Here is a 16,457-nt window from a genome sequence, read left to right on the forward strand (position 1 = left end):
GGCTGTGCCAGCACGGGTGGGCATGGCTCAGTGATTGCGCAACAGTGAATGCAGGCGCTTGAAAGCCGCCAGCAAGGCGCCACGCTGCTCGGCGCTCAGGCGGATATAACGGCGGAAACCGGGCAGCCGGTTGACCACCTCGCTGGCGCCGAAATGCTCCAGGCGCACCAGCCAGCCCTGCTCGTCGCGCTGCAGTTGCAGGCGCTTGAAGTCCAGCGGCAGCAACGCCGCCAGCAGTTGCGGATCGCTGTGCAACTGCTGCAACAGCCCCGCCCACTCTTCCTGAGCGCCCTGCTTCAGGCTGGCAGTGACGCCCTGGCGACGGATCGCGCCGGTATGGCGGATATCGATCCGCGCCTGCGGCCCCGGCGAACCGGGGACGCGCAGGCGAAATTCGCAGACCACCAGGTGCATCAGGAACTGCGCCTGTGGCAGCTCCTGTACCTCGAAGCCCAAGCCCTCCTCGGCCCAGGTGAAGTGCGCCAGCCCGGGTGCCTGCGCGGCACAGTCGAGCCCCGGCAGGTCGCGGCACAACTGGTTCAGGGTCGCCCCCGGGCGATAACCCGAGGGTGGCCGCCGCCAGAACTCAGAGAGGTTTTGCCGCCAGCTTGTACTGCTCATCGGGCTTGGCTCCAGGCAGGGTCTGCGCTTGGGTTTCAGGGGATTGCAGGTTGAAGGCATTCTCCAGCACCTCCTCCACCGGCACCGGGCGGAACGGGTTGACCTTCTGCACGAAGACCGTCCAGACCAGCGCATAGATCGCCGTCAGGCCGAGCATGCTGCCAAAGGGCACGTAGATGTCCCGCGGGTTCATCCCCGGCGGCGTGATGAACCACATGCCCAGGAGGATGCCGATCGACGAGACGATCTGCGGCAGCGGGAACCAGGGCGACTTGTAGGCCCGTGGCAAATCCGGGCGGCGGATGCGCAGCACCACCACCGCCAGGGTCACCAGCAGGTAGGCGGTGCTCCAGGCACAGACCGCGGCCAGCACCAGGTGCATGATGTTGTCGGTGCTGCCGCCCAGCCACCAGGCGTGCAGGCACGGGATCAGCACCGCCACGGCGATGCACAGCAGCGGCGTCTTGAAGCGCGGGTGCAGGTAGGTGAAGGCCTTGGGCAGCGCGCCGTCCAGCGCCATGCCATAGAGGATGCGCGGCAGCCCGGCCATCAGCGTGTTGATGGTCGCCGCCCCGGCGAACAGCAGGCCGACGCCCAGCCAGATCCGCCCGTACGGCCCCATCACCTGCTCGGCGAACTGCGGGATGGCCATGGGCGTGTCCAGCAAGTGCACGCTGCCGTCTTCGCTCAGCGCAGTGTTCGCCACCTGGCGCTTCATCGCCGCGCCGTAGATGAACATGCAGGTGGCCACGCCCACCAGGCCCAGGGCCATGGCCCGGGGGATGGTTTTCGCCGCCTTGCGCACCTCCGGCGTCAGCGGCGTGACGAATTCGCAACCGACGAACATGAACATGGCCATGCCCACCAGCGAAAGGATGGTGGTCAGGTCGGTGCCGACCATCGACTCGCCGAACCAGCCGTTCAGCTCCACCGCCGGCGCCTTGAACACCCCGACCACGCCGAAGATGATCAGGGTGGTCCACATGCCGAAGGTGAGGATCACCTCGGCGCGGCTGAACGCGGTGATGCCCACGGCGTTCAGCAGACCGAAGAAGATCACCAGCCCGACACCCACCAGCCAGGCGCTGCCGCTCTGTTCCAGCAGGGTGTTGAGGGACTCGAAGTTCACCAGGGCCATGACGCCGCTGAGGATGGTTTCCGCCGTGCCGGCGAACACATGCACGATCAGGTAGGCGGAAATGGTCCCGGTGATCGCGAAGAAGCGCCCCAGGCCGCAGGCCAGGTAGTCATACACCGAGCCGGTGGTGGGAATCATGCAGGCCGCTTCGGCGAAGGTCGTCGATTGCGCGAGCATCATCAGCATCGCGATCAGCATGGCCGCGGCGAACGCCCCGCCGCCGATGCCGAAGCCGGTGGTGGCGGTGAGGATCACCGGGCTGGCCATGATCAGGCCGACGGCGCTGGCCAGGGCCGTGGGAAAGCCGACCACGCCCTGGTTCAGGTGGCGGGTGAGTCTGTCGTTGAAAGACATGGTGCTGGACCTCGAAAGCATGGGTGATGTTGTTGTTCTAGGCATTTCAAGGGCACGCCGGGCGGGCGTGTTTTACCTGGCTGTCTGCGCAGCCTGGAGTCGCCGGATGACTGCATCCGACTGTAGCCGCTGGCGCAGGCTGCGATAAGGCCGAAGGCCTTCGGCGATCTTGAGATCTTGCGCACCCTGCGGGCGCGATCGCAGCCTGCGGCAGCGGCTACAGGTCAGCTACAGGTCAATAGGCGATGCACACCGACTTGTTCTCGGTATACGCCTCGATCGCCGCATGGCCCATTTCGCGACCGATGCCCGATTGCTTGTAGCCGCCAAACGGCATCGACGGGTCGAGCATGTTGTGGGTATTGACCCAGACCGTGCCGGCCTTGATCCGCGGGATCAGGTCCATGACCTTGGCCAGGTCGTTGGACCAGATGCTCGCCCCCAGCCCGTACTGATTGTCGTTGGCCAGCGCCACCACCTCGTCGATAGCGTCGAAAGGCGTGGCCACCACCACCGGGCCGAAGATTTCCTCGCGCACCACCTGCATGCCCGCGTGCACGTCGGCCAGTACCGTCGGCCGCACATAGAAGCCCTGCTCGCCATAGGCGACCCCGCCGCACAGCACCCGGGCGCCGTCGGCCACGCCCTGGCCGATCATGTCCAGCACGCGCTTCTGCTGCTTGGCGGAAATCAGCGGGTTGATCTGCGCCTGTTCGTCCAGCCCGGGGCCGATGCTCAGGGAGCCGGCGATGGCCGCCAGGCGCTCCAGCACCTGGTCGAAGATCGCCCGCTGGATATACAGGCGCGAACCGGCGGTGCAGACCTGCCCCTGGTTGAAGAAGATCGCCCCGGCGGCGCCGGCGGCCGCGGCCTGGGGGTCGCAGTCATCGAGCACGATCACCGGCGACTTGCCGCCCAGCTCCAGGGAAAACCGGGTCATGTTGTCCACCGCCGCATGGCCGATGACCTTGCCGATCTGGGTCGAACCGGTGAACGCCAGCTTGTCGATGCCCTTGTGCGCGGACAAGGCCGCGCCGGCCTGGGCGCCGCTGCCGGTGACCACATTGACCACCCCCGGGGCGATCCCGGCGTCCAGGCACAACTGGCCCAGGCGCAAGGCGGTCAGCGGGGTTTCGTCGGCCGGCTTGAGCACCACGGTGCAGCCGCAGGCCAGGGCCGGGACGATTTTCCAGATGGCCATCAGCAAGGGGAAATTCCACGGCACGATGGCCCCGACCACGCCCACCGGCTCCGGCACCGTGTAGGCGCGGTAGCGGGCGCCCGGGACGGCGGCGATGGACAGGTCGAGGCTCTTGCCTTCGATCTTGGTCGCCCAGCCCGCCATGTAGCGGGTGAACTCGGCAGCGGCGCCAACTTCCAGGGCTCGGGCCAGGTGGATCGACTGGCCGTTGTTGAGGGTCTCCAGTTGCGCCAGCTCCTCGCCGTGGGCTTCCAGCAGATCCGCCAGTTTCAGCAGCAGGCGCTCGCGATCCGCCGGGCGCTGCGCCGCCCAGGGCCCCTCGAAGGCCCGTCGCGCGGCGGCCACGGCCAGGTCGATATCGGCGTCGGCGCCGGCGGCGACGCGGGTCAGCTCTTCGCCGGTGGCCGGGTTGAACACCGGCATCTGCGCGCCGGACAAGGCCGGCTGGCTGCGTCCGTCGATCAACAGGCCATGCTGGCTGTCGATAAAGGCGGCGACACGTGGGTCGATGGCAATACTCATGGGCAATCCTCGTTAGTTGGCCTCATGGATCGAACTCTGAGACCAACGCCGGCCAGCGTCTTGATCCTGGCTGCCGCGAAACTTGCCACTGGCTGCCAGGGAAACCGCGACACACGCTTTTGCCGCCACTGGCGTATCTATCCAGATAGACCGCGGACTCAGCATTTGCGATTGCTTCGCAACCGATCGCAGCCTCGCGAGCTCGGCAGCGGCTACACAAGCGCCGCGTACCCTGTAGCCGCTGGCGCAGCCTGCGATCGGCGGCGCAGCCGTCGCCAAACCTGCCAACGCGTTTTTCCAGACAGATTGCGGACTCAGGATTTACGGTTGCTCCGCAACCGTTCGCAGCCTCGCAGGCTCGGCAGCGGCTACACAAGCGCCGCGCACCCTGTAGCCGCTGGCGAAGCCTGCGCTCGGCCGCGCAGCGGTCGTAAATCCTGCCAACACGGTTTTCCAGGTGGATAGCGAAATCAGGGACAGCGGATCGATGGCAGTGGCGATCAAGTACCTGGCACACAGAGGCAAGCACGCATCCGGTAAAGGGCGCACTACTATGTCCCACGCTGTCCGTGCGTTTTCAGGAGACTCAACGTGAGCGAACCAAGCCGCTTCTGGCATCCCATGCTGCACCCCAACGAAATGCAACAACGCGAGCCGATTCGTATTGTCCGCGGCGATGGCTGCTATGTGTACGACGACCAGGGCCACCAGTTGGTGGATGGCGTCGCCGGGTTGTGGAACGTCAACGTCGGCCACAACCGCAAGGAAGTGAAGGCGGCGATCACCGCCCAACTGGACGAACTGGAATACTTCCAGCTGTTCGACGGCGTCAGCCATCCGCGCGCCGAAGAGCTGTCGCGGGTGGTGATGAACCTGCTGGAACCCGAAGGCATGCGCCGCGTGGCCTTCAGCTCCGGCGGCTCGGACGCCATCGAGACCGCGCTGAAACTGGCCCGCCAGTACTGGAAACTCGAAGGCCAGGCCGATCGCACCAAGTTCATCTCGTTGCGCCAGGGCTACCACGGCACCCATTTCGGCGGCGCCTCGGTCAACGGCAACACGGTGTTCCGGCGCAACTACGAGCCCCTGCTGCCCGGCTGCTTCCACGTCGACACCCCGTGGCTGTACCGCAACCCCTACAGCCAGGACCCGGAAGAACTCGGCAAGATCTGCGCCGACCTGCTCGAGCGGGAAATCCAGTTCCAGAGCCCCGACACCGTCGCGGCCTTTATCGCCGAGCCGATCCAGGGCGCCGGCGGCGTGATAGTGCCGCCGGCCAACTACTGGCCGCTGATCCGCGAGGTCTGCGACAAGTACGGCGTGCTGCTGATCGCCGACGAAGTGGTGACCGGTTTCGGCCGCAGCGGCTCGATGTTCGGCAGCCGCCTGTGGGGCGTGAAACCCGACATCATGTGCCTGGCCAAGGGCATCACCTCCGGCTACATCCCGCTGGGCGCCACGGTGGTCAACGAGCGGATCGAGTCGGCGTTCAGCAAGAACGCCAACTTCACCGGCGCGATCATGCACGGCTACACCTACTCCGGGCACCCGGTGGCGTGCGCGGCGGCCCTGGCCAGCCTCGACATCGTGGTCAAGGAAGACCTGCCGGCCAACGCCGCGAAAATGGGCGACTACATGCTCAATAAGCTGCTGCCGTTCGCCGAACGCTTCGACAGCGTCGGTGAAGTGCGCGGCAAGGGCCTGATGATCGCCCTCGACCTGGTGGCCGACAAGAGCACCCGCGAGCCGATCGACCCCATGGGCGGTTATGCCAACCAGGTGGCGCAGATCGCTCGCGACAATGGGGTGATGGTGCGTCCGGTGGGGACCAAGATCATTCTGTCGCCGCCGCTGGTGATCCAGCCACCGCAGATCGACGCCATAGTCGCGGCCCTGGAGCTGGGCTTCACCCAGGCCCGCCGCTGAGGCCCTGATAGCCGCTGCCGCGTTCCCCGCCTCCCGGGCGTTGGAACCGGCAGCGGTTTTTTGTCCTGTGGCAATCGGGAAACCGGCCGGATCGAGCGGACGGCAATCCCGACAATGTCCATACTGCATCGCGACTTGCCCGCTTCTTCTGCCCATTGACGCGAAGCCGTCAGTATCCGCCAGGAGCCCTTCGATGATCAGTACCCATAGCCTCAACAGCCCCCTGCCCAACGCCCATGAACTCGGCCAGCGCTGCATCGGCGCCTTTACCCGGGTGGTGCCGGCGACCCTGTGCGCCTTCTACCGCATCGACGCGCAGCTGCAGGCTGAGCATTTCTCGCTGTACCACATGAGCCAGCAAATGCATGAGGCCTACCTGCAACGCTACCGCCACTACGACCCACTGCGCCCGCGCAACTGCGTGGCGGCGGGCCGCCCGGTGCTGTCGCTGCACATGGGCATGGCCCAGCAGGGTCGGCATGAAACCGAGGTCTACCAGGCTTTCCTGCAACGCCACGGGGTGCTGGATGTGGTGGAGATCCTTGCGTGCAATGCCAGCGGCAGCCCTATCGCCGGCCTGTCCCTGCTGCGCGACGCCAGCCTGGGCCCGTTCCAACCTGACGAACTGAGCACCCTGCATGTGCTGCAAGGCCTGCTGGAAATCGCCGCCCAGGCGCCCTATTCGCGCCACGACGAACGCCTGGAAAGCCTCACGCCCCGGGAACGGCAGATCGCCTGGCTGCTGCGCGACGGCGCCTGCAACAAGACCATCGCCCAGCAACTGGCGCTGGGCCTGCCGACGGTCAAGACCCACCTGATCAACCTGTTCCGCAAGGTCGGGGTGAACAACCGCACCGAGCTGGTGAGCGCGCTGTTCCTGTAAAAAACCGTCGCGCCTCAACCATTCGGTTGATGGGCAACAAGGGCTTGCACGCTGAACATGAGGTTCTCCTTCATCGACAAGAACCGCCCTCATGAACCTGCAACCCGAATGGATTACCGTTGGCGCCCTGGCCGAAGGCTTTGCCGCCGATAACCATGTCCTACCCAGCCTGGATGACCTCAACGGCCGTAGCCTGACCCTGCATTTCGCCAACGGCTGGCGCATCGAACACCTGTTCGGCTCACAGACGCTGCATTGGCGGGACGCTGCAAGCGACGCCCGCGGCGAGGCTGTTTATCGAGCCACTTCAATACGTTCCGGCATTTACCTGGTGGACTTTCTCAAGTCGGAGAACGGCCAAGTCCACTCGGTGAGCCTGATCCTCGACCTGGGCCGGAACATCTTCACCGCGGTGATCGGGCAGCTGCCGAGCCAGGCCGAGACCCGGGTCGATCTGTTCAGCCGCGCCCTGTCCGGCCGCGAGCTGACCAGCGTCCAGGCGCAGTTCATCCATGGCAGCATCGACGCACCGCACAGCGCCAGCAGCGCGCAACACGCGCAGACCGAAGAGCTGGTCGGCCTGCGCAACCAGTACATCTACAGCGCCACCGAGGCCTACGAGCACGTCTACCTGAACCGCAACTTCTACAGCTGGCAATGCCTCAAGGGCGTCGAACAGGGCCTGGCGGACACCGACCGCTGCCATTACTACAAGATCGCCGAACAGCTGTACCTGTTCGTCTGGCGCGAAAAGATCGTGCCGACCCTGGGCCTGGTGCTGATCGACCTGCAAGCGGGCAGGACCGACGGCAAGATCTTCGGCTACCAGGGCAGCGACTTCGCCACCCCCAGCAACTTCCCGGTAGGCGCCCTCGCCCATGTGCTGAACCGCACCACGTACATCTGATGCTGACCTGTAGCCGCCTGTAGCCGCTGCCGAGCTATAGCGAGGCTGCGATCGATCTGGGCGGCACTCCGACGCAGCGGGCGCAATCCGGGCAACGCGTTCCGCCTGACGCACCGCAAGCGCAGGTTTCGCGGCAACTGCGTTGCCGATCGCAGCCTCGCTATAGCTCGGCAGCGGCTACCCAGGTACCCGCCTTCCTCCTCTAAATCCCACAGGACTCCAATCATGACCCTCGGCCTCAATCTCGACCGCGTCGCCAGCCGTTACCAATCCGAGCTGCAGCTGTTCGCCGAACGCCACCCGCGTTCCGCCGGCTTCTACCGGGAAAACCTCAAGCACTGGCTGTACGGCGCGCCGCTGCACTGGATGCAGCAATGGCCGGGGCTGTACCCGATCCTGGTGGCCGACGCCCAGGGCGCGACGCTGACCGACTGCGACGGCAACCGCTACGTCGATTTCGCCCTGGGCGACACCGGCGCCATGTTCGGCCATGGCCAGCCCGCCGTGGCCGAGGCCATCGCCCATCAGGCCCGGCACGGCTCGACCCTGATGCTGCCGACCGCCGACAGCCTGTGGGTCGGCCAGGAACTGGTGCGGCGCTTCGGCCTGCCGTACTGGCAGGTCACCACCTCGGCCACCGACGCCAACCGTTTCGTGCTGCGCCTGTGCCGGATGATCACTGGCCGGGAGAAAGTGCTGGTGTTCAACTGCAACTACCACGGCAGCGTCGACGAGTCCCAGGTCGAGTTCGACGCCAGCGGCCAGATGATTCCCCGCGAAGGTGTGCACGCCAACGGCCTGCGGCACGACGCCACCACCCGGCTGGTGGAATTCAACGACCTGCCGGCGCTGGAGGCGGCACTGGCCCATGGCGACGTGGCCGCGGTGCTGACCGAGCCCTTCATGACCAACGTCGGCATGGTCCCGCCCGCCCCCGGCTTCCACGATGGTTTGCGCGAGCTGACCCGGCGTTTCGATGTGCCGCTGATCATCGACGAAACCCACACCATCTCCTGCGGCCCGGCCGGCTACAGCGGCGAACACGGCCTGCAACCGGACTTCTTCGTGCTCGGCAAATGCATCGCCGGCGGCATCCCCACCGCGGTCTGGGGCGCCAGCCAGGCCATGGCCGAGCGCATCTGGCAGGTGCTGCCGCACTTCCAGCCCGGGCAGGCGATCAACCACTTCGGCTTCGGCGGCACCCTGGCCGGCAACGCCCTGCAAATGGCGGCCATGCGCGCCACCTTCAGCGAGGTCATGAGCGAAGCCAACTACGCGCACATGATCGCCCTGGCCGAGCGCCTGCGGGCCGGGGTCCAGGCGCTGATCGCCAAGCACCGCCTGCCCTGGCACGTGACGCGGATCGGCGCCCGGGTCGAATACCTGTTCATGGACCACGCGCCGCGCAACGGCGGCGAAGCCCACCATGCCCGTCATGGCCTGATCGAGGCCTACCTGCATCTCTACCTGCTCAACCGCGGGGTGTTGCTGACCCCGTTCCACAACATGGCGCTGCTGTGCCCGGCGGCCACCAGCGACGACGTCGACCTGCACAACCGTCTGCTGGACGAATGCCTGGGCACCGTCACTCAAGGAGAAAACCCATGATGCTCGACCTCACCGGCCGTATCGCCCTGGTCACCGGCTCCGGCCAAGGCATTGGCCGCGCCATCGCGCAAGTCTTCGCCGCCCAGGGCGCCAAGGTAATGCTCGCCACCCGCAGCGAAGCCTCGGGCACCGAGACCCTGCGCCTGATCCGCGAAGCCGGCGGCAGCGCCGAGCTGCTGACCGTGGACCTGAGCACCCGGGCCGCGGCCAACCAGGCGGTGGCCGCCACCCTCAGGACCTTTGGCGGGCTGGACCTGCTGGTGCACAACGCCGCGGTGTTTCCGATGGAGAACCTGCGCGACCTGAGGGACGAAATCCTCGAGTCGACCCTGGCGGTGAACCTCAAGAGCTGTTTCTGGCTGACCCAGGCGGCGCTGCCGGCGTTGTGCCGGGCCGAACACCCGCGCATCGTCATCACCTCTTCGGTGACCGGGCCGCGCACGGCGATTCCCGGGCTGTCCCACTACGCCGCGTCCAAGGCCGGGGTCAACGGCTTCATCCGCGCGGCGGCCCTGGAACTGGCCGAACACCGGATCACCGTCAATGGCGTCGAACCCGGCCTGATCGCCACCCAGGCCATGGCCAACCTTGGCGATTGCGCGGCCCTGGCCAGGGGCATCCCGCTCAAGCGCCTGGGCAGCCCGCAGGATATTGCCCATGCCATGCTGTTTCTCGCGTCCGAACAGGCCGGCTATATCACCGGGCAGACCCTGATCGTCGATGGCGGCGCCCTGCTGCCGGAAAACACCCAGTTCACCTGAAGCCTGACGCCTCACCCACGGCGCCCGACCGGGCGTCGACACTATCACCACCCCGCTTCTGGCACCGTTCCGCCCGGGCATTGCGCCCGGCGGGATCAGCCGCTGAATGACGTCATGGACAGAACGCAACATCCCGTTTTTGTCGATTGACTTGAAGTCAACTTTAACTTTTACAGTCAGCTCCGACCCAGTGGCGCGCCGCACCCCGACCATCCTCGCGCGCCTGCCTTCGGAGAAGCCCATGACCTCAACCAAGCCAGACACCTTCAGCTACGCCGTCGCCGATACCGCCTATTGGCCCGCGGTGTTCAACGTACTGTTTGCCGGCATTGCCGCGGCGCTGCATATCGGCAAGGCCACCATCGCCTTGCCCGAGTTGCAGCAGGAATTCGGTCGCTCCCTGGAGTCCCTGAGCTGGATCATGTCGGCCTTCCCCTTGGTCGGGGTGTTTGGCGGCATCGCCGCCGGCATTCTCGTGCAGCGCTGGGGCGACCGTTATCTGCTGGTCCTCGGCCTGCTGATCATGTGCGGCGCCAGCGCGCTGGGTTCCAGCCTGCATGACTTCCATGGGCTGCTGGCCACGCGTTTTGTCGAAGGTTTGGGCTTCGTCATCGTAGTGGTCGCGGCGCCGGCGGTGCTCAACCGCCTGGTCCCGGCGCACAAACGCAATCTGGTGTTCGGCATCTGGAGCACCTTCATGGCGTTCGGTATCGGCACCTCGATGCTTATCGGGCCATTGCTGGGCGGCTGGCAACAGGGCTGGATCGCCGGCGCGGCCCTGACTCTGCTGGCGGCCCTGCTGTTGCCGCTGACCACACCGAGGGACCCGCTGGCGCTGCGCCACCAACCGCAATCCGGCTTGCGCCACTCCCTGAGCAGCGTGCTGCGCGCCCGCCAGCCGCTGCTGATGGCGCTGATGTTCACCGCCTACAACCTGCAGTTCTTCGCGGTGATGGCCTTCCTGCCGGTGTTCCTCATGCAGCGCGTCGGCCTGTCGATCACCAGCGCCGGGCTGGTCAGCGCCGCGGTGGTGGCGGTCAATATCATCGGCAACATCGGCGCCGGCCTGCTGCTGTCACGCGGCGTCCGCCCGCAAGTCCTGCTCGCCGGCACCAGTATCGTCATGGGGCTTTCCGGGATGGGCATCTTCCTCTCGGCCACGCCGACCGATCTGGTGATCCCCTTGTGTTTCTTCTTTTGCGCGGTGGCCGGCATGCTCCCCGCCACCATCCTCGCCAGCACCTCGCTGACTTCGCCGCAGCCCGCGCTGGCCCCGCTGTGCCTGGGCCTGGTCATGCAAGGCAACTACCTGGGCCAGGTGCTCGCGCCCATCGCCCTGAGTGCCGCCGTCGCCTATGCCGGCTGGTCCGCCCCGGCGGCGCTGGTGCTGGCCGCCGCGCTGCTGGGCATGGTGCTGGCGATGGGACTGAAGATAACGCAATAAAGGCAGCGCTCCCCGGTCGCCAGATCGGGGAGCGCTGCCGATGCCTCAGCTACCGGTACGGATCTTGTTCCACACCCGGGTGCGGATCCGGTCGATATTCAGCGGCATGGCTTCCAGGGCGAACAGCTTGCCCATCATGTCCGGGCTCGGGTAGACCTTGGTGTCGCTCTTGATGGCCGGGTCGACCAGGCTGTCGGCCTGCTCGTTGCCGTTGGCGTTTATGTGGAATAGAAAATCAATGAGGACTAAAAACTTAGAACACCCAATTTTCGGTTCTGATCGCGGCTACTACCCTGCCCCCAACACCTGCGAGCGCCTCGAATCAGCAATGCGCCAATGATGGCGAAATTTCTTCACAGTGATTGGAGTGCCGGGGCAGCTCAGCTAGAGTTCCAGCATCTATCAGCCTGGCGCTCAGTCGCTGAGCAGTCATCAGGGAAGAGACTATGCAAATTCAGCATCTGGAAATTGCGAACTTCCGCAAGCTCCTATCTGTACGAGTCGACCTCGCAACCGAGACCACCCTCCTCGTTGGAGCCAACAACAGTGGTAAGTCCTCTGCCATGTTGGCCTTACGCAAGTTCCTACTTTCGAAAGCATCGGTTTTCAGATTGCAAGATCTGACTCTGAGTCATCTCGCCACAATCGATGCGATTGGCGAAGCTTGGGAGGCTGCAGATGGGAGCTTCCCTATCCCCGTTGCAAATGAATGGGCTGACTGGCTGCCAACACTAGATATTTGGCTCGAAGCAGCTCAGGGCGAGCTTCATCACATCCGAGATCTCATCCCGAACTTCGCCTGGAAAGGCGGCCGTGTTGGTATGCGGTTCCGGTTGGAGCCAGACGATATGCCAACGCTATTTGTCGATTACCGTAAAGAGCGGGCACGTGTGAGGGAGCTTCAGCAGGAAATTCAAAAACAGGCAGCGCCAGGTACAGAGCCACCATCGCTTCCGCTCTGGCCGCAGAACTTGCATGACTACCTGAATCGGCGAATTGGTAAAACCTTCAAGATCCGATGGTACCGACTTGATCCAGGCCAGCTACGAGCCCCAGATCCTGCAACTCGTAAAGCGAACCAGCAACCGCTTGCGGCCACTGCAACGCCACTCGAGCGCAACCCCTTAACAGACCTGATTCGAGTCCACGAGATCAATGCTCAACGCGGCTTTGGAGACAGCGCTGACGAAGGCGTCTTGGAAGGAGGACATGGATCGGGCAGGAAGCTCTCGGAGCAATTGCGAGCGTATTACAGCAGGCACCTTGATCCAGGCGATAGCCCAGATGTTTCAGACTTGGAGGCACTCAGAGCAATCGAGGCAGCTCAAACTGCCTTTGACACACGCTTGAGCACGAGCTTCGCGCCTGCGCTCCAGGAAGTGGCCGGCTTGGGCTATCCGAATAACTCCGATCCATCCATCCGAGTTGCCACCCGCCTCGCCCCTACGGACGGGATGAACCACGAAGCGGCTGTTCTTTTTGAACTGGACTCCGTGGGAGGAGCACCTGGTGCCCCATCTCTTCGACTTCCTGAAACATCCAACGGGCTGGGCTACCAGAACCTCATCTCAATGATATTCCGATTGATGGCATTTCGAGATGAATGGCTGAAGAAGTACAGGAGTCCTGAAGAGCAGAGCGCAACTGGAGTTGAACCTATCCATTTGGTTCTCATCGAGGAACCGGAGGCTCACCTGCACGTCCAGGTTCAGCAAGCATTCATAAAACACGCCTACCATGTGCTGTGCAGCGACCCATTGCTGGCGAAGTACCCCAACCTCAGGACACAGCTAGTGGTCAGTTCTCACTCTAGCCATGTAGCTCATGAGATTGACTACGAAAACCTAAGGTACTTCCGCAGGCTCCCGTCAGGCATGGCCGGGGTACCAATCCCGGTCTCTACCGTGTCGAACCTTAGTACAGTGTTCGGCAAGCCCAATCAAACAAAGGAATTTGTTACCCGTTACCTTCGGGCCCAACATGCCGACCTGTTCTTTGCAGATGCGGTGATCCTCGTCGAGGGAACTGCTGAGCGTATGATGCTTCCCCATTTTTTGAGGCAACACTTCCGTTTCCTTGACCAGTGCTACATCACCATTTTGGACATTGGGGGAAGCCACGCGCATCGTCTTCGGCCACTGATTGACGCATTGGGTATTGTCACTCTGGTGATAACCGACTTGGACGCTGGCATCCTTCAGGTCGGCAAACCTGCTGAGCGAAAGAAAGGCCAATCCACTAACAACCCAACAGTGCGCCATTGGATGCGATCAGCAGGCCTTGGACATGATGTGGATTCACTACTGGATCTGCCCTTCGACAGTAAAGCTCAGCAGATTGACGATCTATTTTCGATCAGGATCGCTTATCAAACGCCCGTTACCGTCCGCCTACCTAAAACCGGGATGGACGTCGAAGTGTTACCAAATACCTTTGAAGATAGCCTCGTGCTGAGCAACACCGAGCATTTTGCTGGCAAAGCAGGACGCGGGTTGATGCGATCCTTCGCCAAGGCACTACGTGAAGCAGCGACATCCCTCGAGCTTGGCACAGAGCTGTTTACCAAGCTCAAGGATGGTGATAAGGCTGAGTTCGCCCTGCACGTTCTCGGCGACTCTAATTTTGCCCAATTGACCGTACCGGCCTATATCCATGAAGGTTTGACGTGGTTGCAGTCCAAACTCGAAAGAAAAAGCAAGGAGCTCTTGGTCATCCCGTCAGCGAGTGTAGAGGTAACTCCATGACCAACCAGCCGGAAGCTGCTATGGATAATGTTCCAGATGCCGATCAGGTTATCCAGGACTGTCTGAATCTCGACCGTCCAAAGAGTTTTTTCCTATACGCCGGCGCTGGCTCTGGAAAAACCCACTCTTTAGTCGAGGCCGTGAAAAGCCTAAAAAATAGGGAGCGACAACGACTGACGTTTGAAGGACGTCAGATCGCGATCATCACCTATACCAATGCGGCGTGCGAGGAAATTTCCCGCCGTCTTGAACACGATCCCCTAGTGGTTGTGTCAACCATCCACGCCTTCTCCTGGAGGATGATTCAGGGCTTCAATGACGACATTCGTGAGTGGCTTCGAGTCAAACTCACCAAAGACATCGGAGAGCTTAATGAAAAACTCGGGAAGGCCCAACGGCAAAACAAGACTTTTCTAGCAAACCAAGCCTCGAGAGATAGTAAGGCTCGACGGCTCGACTCCCTGAATGAGATACCGACATTCACTTACAGCCCTACCGGTGACAACCGAGGTAAGCAGGCCCTGAACCATAGTGAAGTCATCCAAATGGCGGCTGCTTTTATCCAACAGGCTCCATTGGTGAACGTCATGGCAGATCTGCACCCGGTACTTTTGATTGATGAGAGTCAAGATACCTACGGGCCACTCATGGACGCTTTTCTACGAGCACAATCCCTCATTCCTGAGCGTTTCTGTCTCGGACTTCTCGGCGATACCATGCAGCGCATCTACAACGATGGAAAGGTGCGCTTGGAGGAGGCAATCCCTCGAGACTGGGCCGTTCCCGAAAAACGTATGAACCGTCGCTGCCCAACACGGGTCGTTGATCTGATCAACGTGATCCGTGCGAGCGCAGACAATCATCAGCAGAAGCCAAAGCCCGACGCCATAGAAGGCACGGTTCGAATGTTTTGCACCCAACAGCCTCCAGGTCAAGGTTTCGGATTGGAGGAAGACATTGCACAGCGCATGGCAGCCTTCACCAGCGACGCTCAGTGGGCAGTTGGTAACGTTGGAAGAAAGACCCTGATCCTTGAGCACAAGATGGCCGGACGCCGAATGGGGTTCGAGGGTGTGTTCACACCATTGTATGGGGTTGAGCACCTGCGAACGGGGCTACTGGACGGAACACTACCAATCCTGAAACTGTTCTTCGAACGGGTAGTCCCTATTCTTCAAGCTGCCAAGACGAACGATTTCAATCTCATGGAAGCTGTGCGGTGTCAGTCTCCGCTTCTCGACCCTAAATCCATGAAAGAGGCGCCTGACCAGCTAGCCTTGCTTGAGAAAGCAGGAGGCGCGACTGAGTCACTTTGCGAACTTTTCAATGACAACGATCCCCTGATAGGTGACGTCGCTCACGTTCTGCTCCAAACAGGCCTGCTAGATCTCCCTGACCACCTTGTAGCCGCTCTACTGCTGGGAGCTACGACTGATGCCCCTCCCGAAACATCGGATCGTGATGCACTGGAAACACATGCATACCAGGTTCTGTTGGGGCGCCCTTTCTCCGAGATGGCTGCATTCGCTGGCTATACCGAAGGGCTATCCCCTTTTGACACTCATCAAGGTGTGAAAGGGCTAGAGTTCCCGAGAGTCATGGTCATTCTCAATGACGAAGAAGCCGGTGGTTTCCTTTTCAGTTACGAGAAGCTTTTGGGGGTCAAGCCGGCTTCTGACAACGACGTAAAAAATCAACGCGAGGGCAAAGATGATTCCTTGGCTCGCACTCGTCGCTTGCTGTATGTAACTTGCAGCCGGGCCGAAGAAAGTCTCGCGATTGTGGTTTATACCGCTCAGCCTGAGCTAGCTAAGCAGCGAGTGATCGAGGCTGGATGGCTCAGGCCCGAAGAGGTTGAACTTCTGTGAAGTTCACTCCCAACAGCGACCGATGCGCACTCAGCGAGCTGGGCAGCTCAAGGCGGGGGGGAGGATATTGCCCTAATCGGCAGTGACGGCGCGGTCGGTTGGCGTACTGCATCACCGCGGCACTCGAGCCCGAGCGACCCAGCGAGGTCGCCAGCGAAATGCTGATGAAGCGGCTCAAGAGTCTGGATGTGCCGCCCATGAAGTATCTACTCAAGCCAGAGCTGATTTTGCCGTAACGTCCAAAACCCAAGACTATTAAACAACAGCGTTTCGCATAGCTGTCCTTTAAGGTGCTGAAGTATTGAAGTCAGCGAAGGTGTCAGCATCAGTCTGCGGGCACTAACGTTGATCAGCACCCGTAGCGAGGAAAATGCCAATCGACTACTGACAGCAGGATGGACGCTGTTGCTCGTGGCAGATCGCTGCGAGGGGAAACATCAATGGCTTGTCTATCAGTTGGCGTGGCAGCGTGAAGGTGAG

The 16,457-nt window shown here is 62.5% G+C and carries 11 protein-coding genes and 1 pseudogene; 8 read left to right on the forward strand and 4 right to left on the reverse strand.

Annotation, left to right across the window (positions count from 1 at the left end):
• Positions 1 to 27: 27 nt before the first annotated feature.
• From J4D28_RS02425 to J4D28_RS02435, 3 genes are all read right to left on the reverse strand, one after another.
• Positions 28 to 621, reverse strand: a complete 594-nt coding sequence (locus J4D28_RS02425) for a DUF3156 family protein (protein ID WP_177477858.1) — start codon at positions 619 to 621, stop codon at positions 28 to 30.
• Positions 587 to 2,113 carry an APC family permease gene (locus J4D28_RS02430; RefSeq protein ID WP_028684160.1) on the reverse strand — a complete coding sequence of 509 codons (1,527 nt, stop codon included), beginning with the start codon at positions 2,111 to 2,113 and terminating at the stop codon, positions 587 to 589. Before J4D28_RS02430 ends, J4D28_RS02425 begins: the two co-directional genes overlap by 35 nt.
• Before the next feature lie 235 nt (positions 2,114 to 2,348).
• Positions 2,349 to 3,836, reverse strand: a complete 1,488-nt coding sequence (locus J4D28_RS02435) for an aldehyde dehydrogenase (protein ID WP_016703853.1) — start codon at positions 3,834 to 3,836, stop codon at positions 2,349 to 2,351.
• A 591-nt stretch (positions 3,837 to 4,427) separates the two neighbouring features.
• Here J4D28_RS02435 and J4D28_RS02440 point away from each other — a divergent pair.
• The 6 genes from J4D28_RS02440 to J4D28_RS02465 all read left to right on the forward strand — a co-directional run bounded on the left by J4D28_RS02440 (position 4,428) and on the right by J4D28_RS02465 (position 11,365).
• Positions 4,428 to 5,762 (forward strand): aspartate aminotransferase family protein, encoded by a 1,335-nt coding sequence (locus J4D28_RS02440; protein ID WP_009049228.1) that lies wholly within the window; start codon positions 4,428 to 4,430, stop codon positions 5,760 to 5,762.
• 193 nt (positions 5,763 to 5,955) lie between these two features.
• Positions 5,956 to 6,645: a LuxR C-terminal-related transcriptional regulator gene (locus J4D28_RS02445; protein WP_009049229.1), complete on the forward strand. Its 690-nt coding sequence runs from the start codon at positions 5,956 to 5,958 to the stop codon at positions 6,643 to 6,645.
• 91 nt (positions 6,646 to 6,736) lie between these two features.
• Positions 6,737 to 7,552 (forward strand): molybdenum cofactor biosynthesis F family protein, encoded by an 816-nt coding sequence (locus tag J4D28_RS02450; RefSeq protein WP_103330672.1) that lies wholly within the window; start codon positions 6,737 to 6,739, stop codon positions 7,550 to 7,552.
• Positions 7,553 to 7,777: 225 nt separating this feature from the next.
• Positions 7,778 to 9,160 carry an aspartate aminotransferase family protein gene (locus J4D28_RS02455; RefSeq protein ID WP_103330671.1) on the forward strand — a complete coding sequence of 461 codons (1,383 nt, stop codon included), beginning with the start codon at positions 7,778 to 7,780 and terminating at the stop codon, positions 9,158 to 9,160.
• Positions 9,157 to 9,921 carry an SDR family oxidoreductase gene (locus tag J4D28_RS02460; RefSeq protein WP_016703848.1) on the forward strand — a complete coding sequence of 255 codons (765 nt, stop codon included), beginning with the start codon at positions 9,157 to 9,159 and terminating at the stop codon, positions 9,919 to 9,921. Before J4D28_RS02455 ends, J4D28_RS02460 begins: the two co-directional genes overlap by 4 nt.
• A 241-nt stretch (positions 9,922 to 10,162) precedes the next feature.
• Positions 10,163 to 11,365: a CynX/NimT family MFS transporter gene (locus J4D28_RS02465; protein ID WP_103330728.1), complete on the forward strand. Its 1,203-nt coding sequence runs from the start codon at positions 10,163 to 10,165 to the stop codon at positions 11,363 to 11,365.
• Between the two features lie 45 nt (positions 11,366 to 11,410).
• Here the strand turns inward: J4D28_RS02465 and J4D28_RS02470 are convergent.
• Positions 11,411 to 11,581: pseudogene (locus J4D28_RS02470) on the reverse strand (spermidine/putrescine ABC transporter substrate-binding protein PotF); the annotation flags it as partial.
• A gap of 230 nt (positions 11,582 to 11,811) precedes the next feature.
• Here J4D28_RS02470 and J4D28_RS02475 point away from each other — a divergent pair.
• Together J4D28_RS02475 and J4D28_RS02480 are read left to right on the forward strand one after the other, a co-directional pair.
• Positions 11,812 to 14,109 (forward strand): AAA family ATPase, encoded by a 2,298-nt coding sequence (locus J4D28_RS02475; RefSeq protein ID WP_103330670.1) that lies wholly within the window; start codon positions 11,812 to 11,814, stop codon positions 14,107 to 14,109.
• Positions 14,106 to 15,977: a UvrD-helicase domain-containing protein gene (locus J4D28_RS02480; RefSeq protein ID WP_103330669.1), complete on the forward strand. Its 1,872-nt coding sequence runs from the start codon at positions 14,106 to 14,108 to the stop codon at positions 15,975 to 15,977. Before J4D28_RS02475 ends, J4D28_RS02480 begins: the two co-directional genes overlap by 4 nt.
• Positions 15,978 to 16,457 lie beyond the last annotated feature (480 nt).

Origin of the sequence: Pseudomonas sp. GW531-T4, from assembly GCF_017349615.1 — a bacterium.
GTDB lineage: Bacteria > Pseudomonadota > Gammaproteobacteria > Pseudomonadales > Pseudomonadaceae > Aquipseudomonas > Aquipseudomonas chlororaphis_I.

Bases quoted from the DNA above. Each gene is read 5' to 3' on its own strand.
- J4D28_RS02425 (WP_177477858.1), bottom strand. From the start codon at position 621: ATGAGCAGTACAAGCTGGCGGCAAAACCTCTCTGAGTTCTGGCGGCGG.
- J4D28_RS02430 (WP_028684160.1), bottom strand. From the start codon at position 2,113: ATGTCTTTCAACGACAGACTCACCCGCCACCTGAACCAGGGCGTGGTC.
- J4D28_RS02435 (WP_016703853.1), bottom strand. From the start codon at position 3,836: ATGAGTATTGCCATCGACCCACGTGTCGCCGCCTTTATCGACAGCCAG.
- J4D28_RS02445 (WP_009049229.1), top strand. From the start codon at position 5,956: ATGATCAGTACCCATAGCCTCAACAGCCCCCTGCCCAACGCCCATGAA.
- J4D28_RS02450 (WP_103330672.1), top strand. From the start codon at position 6,737: ATGAACCTGCAACCCGAATGGATTACCGTTGGCGCCCTGGCCGAAGGC.
- J4D28_RS02455 (WP_103330671.1), top strand. From the start codon at position 7,778: ATGACCCTCGGCCTCAATCTCGACCGCGTCGCCAGCCGTTACCAATCC.
- J4D28_RS02460 (WP_016703848.1), top strand. From the start codon at position 9,157: ATGATGCTCGACCTCACCGGCCGTATCGCCCTGGTCACCGGCTCCGGC.
- J4D28_RS02465 (WP_103330728.1), top strand. From the start codon at position 10,163: ATGACCTCAACCAAGCCAGACACCTTCAGCTACGCCGTCGCCGATACC.
- J4D28_RS02475 (WP_103330670.1), top strand. From the start codon at position 11,812: ATGCAAATTCAGCATCTGGAAATTGCGAACTTCCGCAAGCTCCTATCT.
- J4D28_RS02480 (WP_103330669.1), top strand. From the start codon at position 14,106: ATGACCAACCAGCCGGAAGCTGCTATGGATAATGTTCCAGATGCCGAT.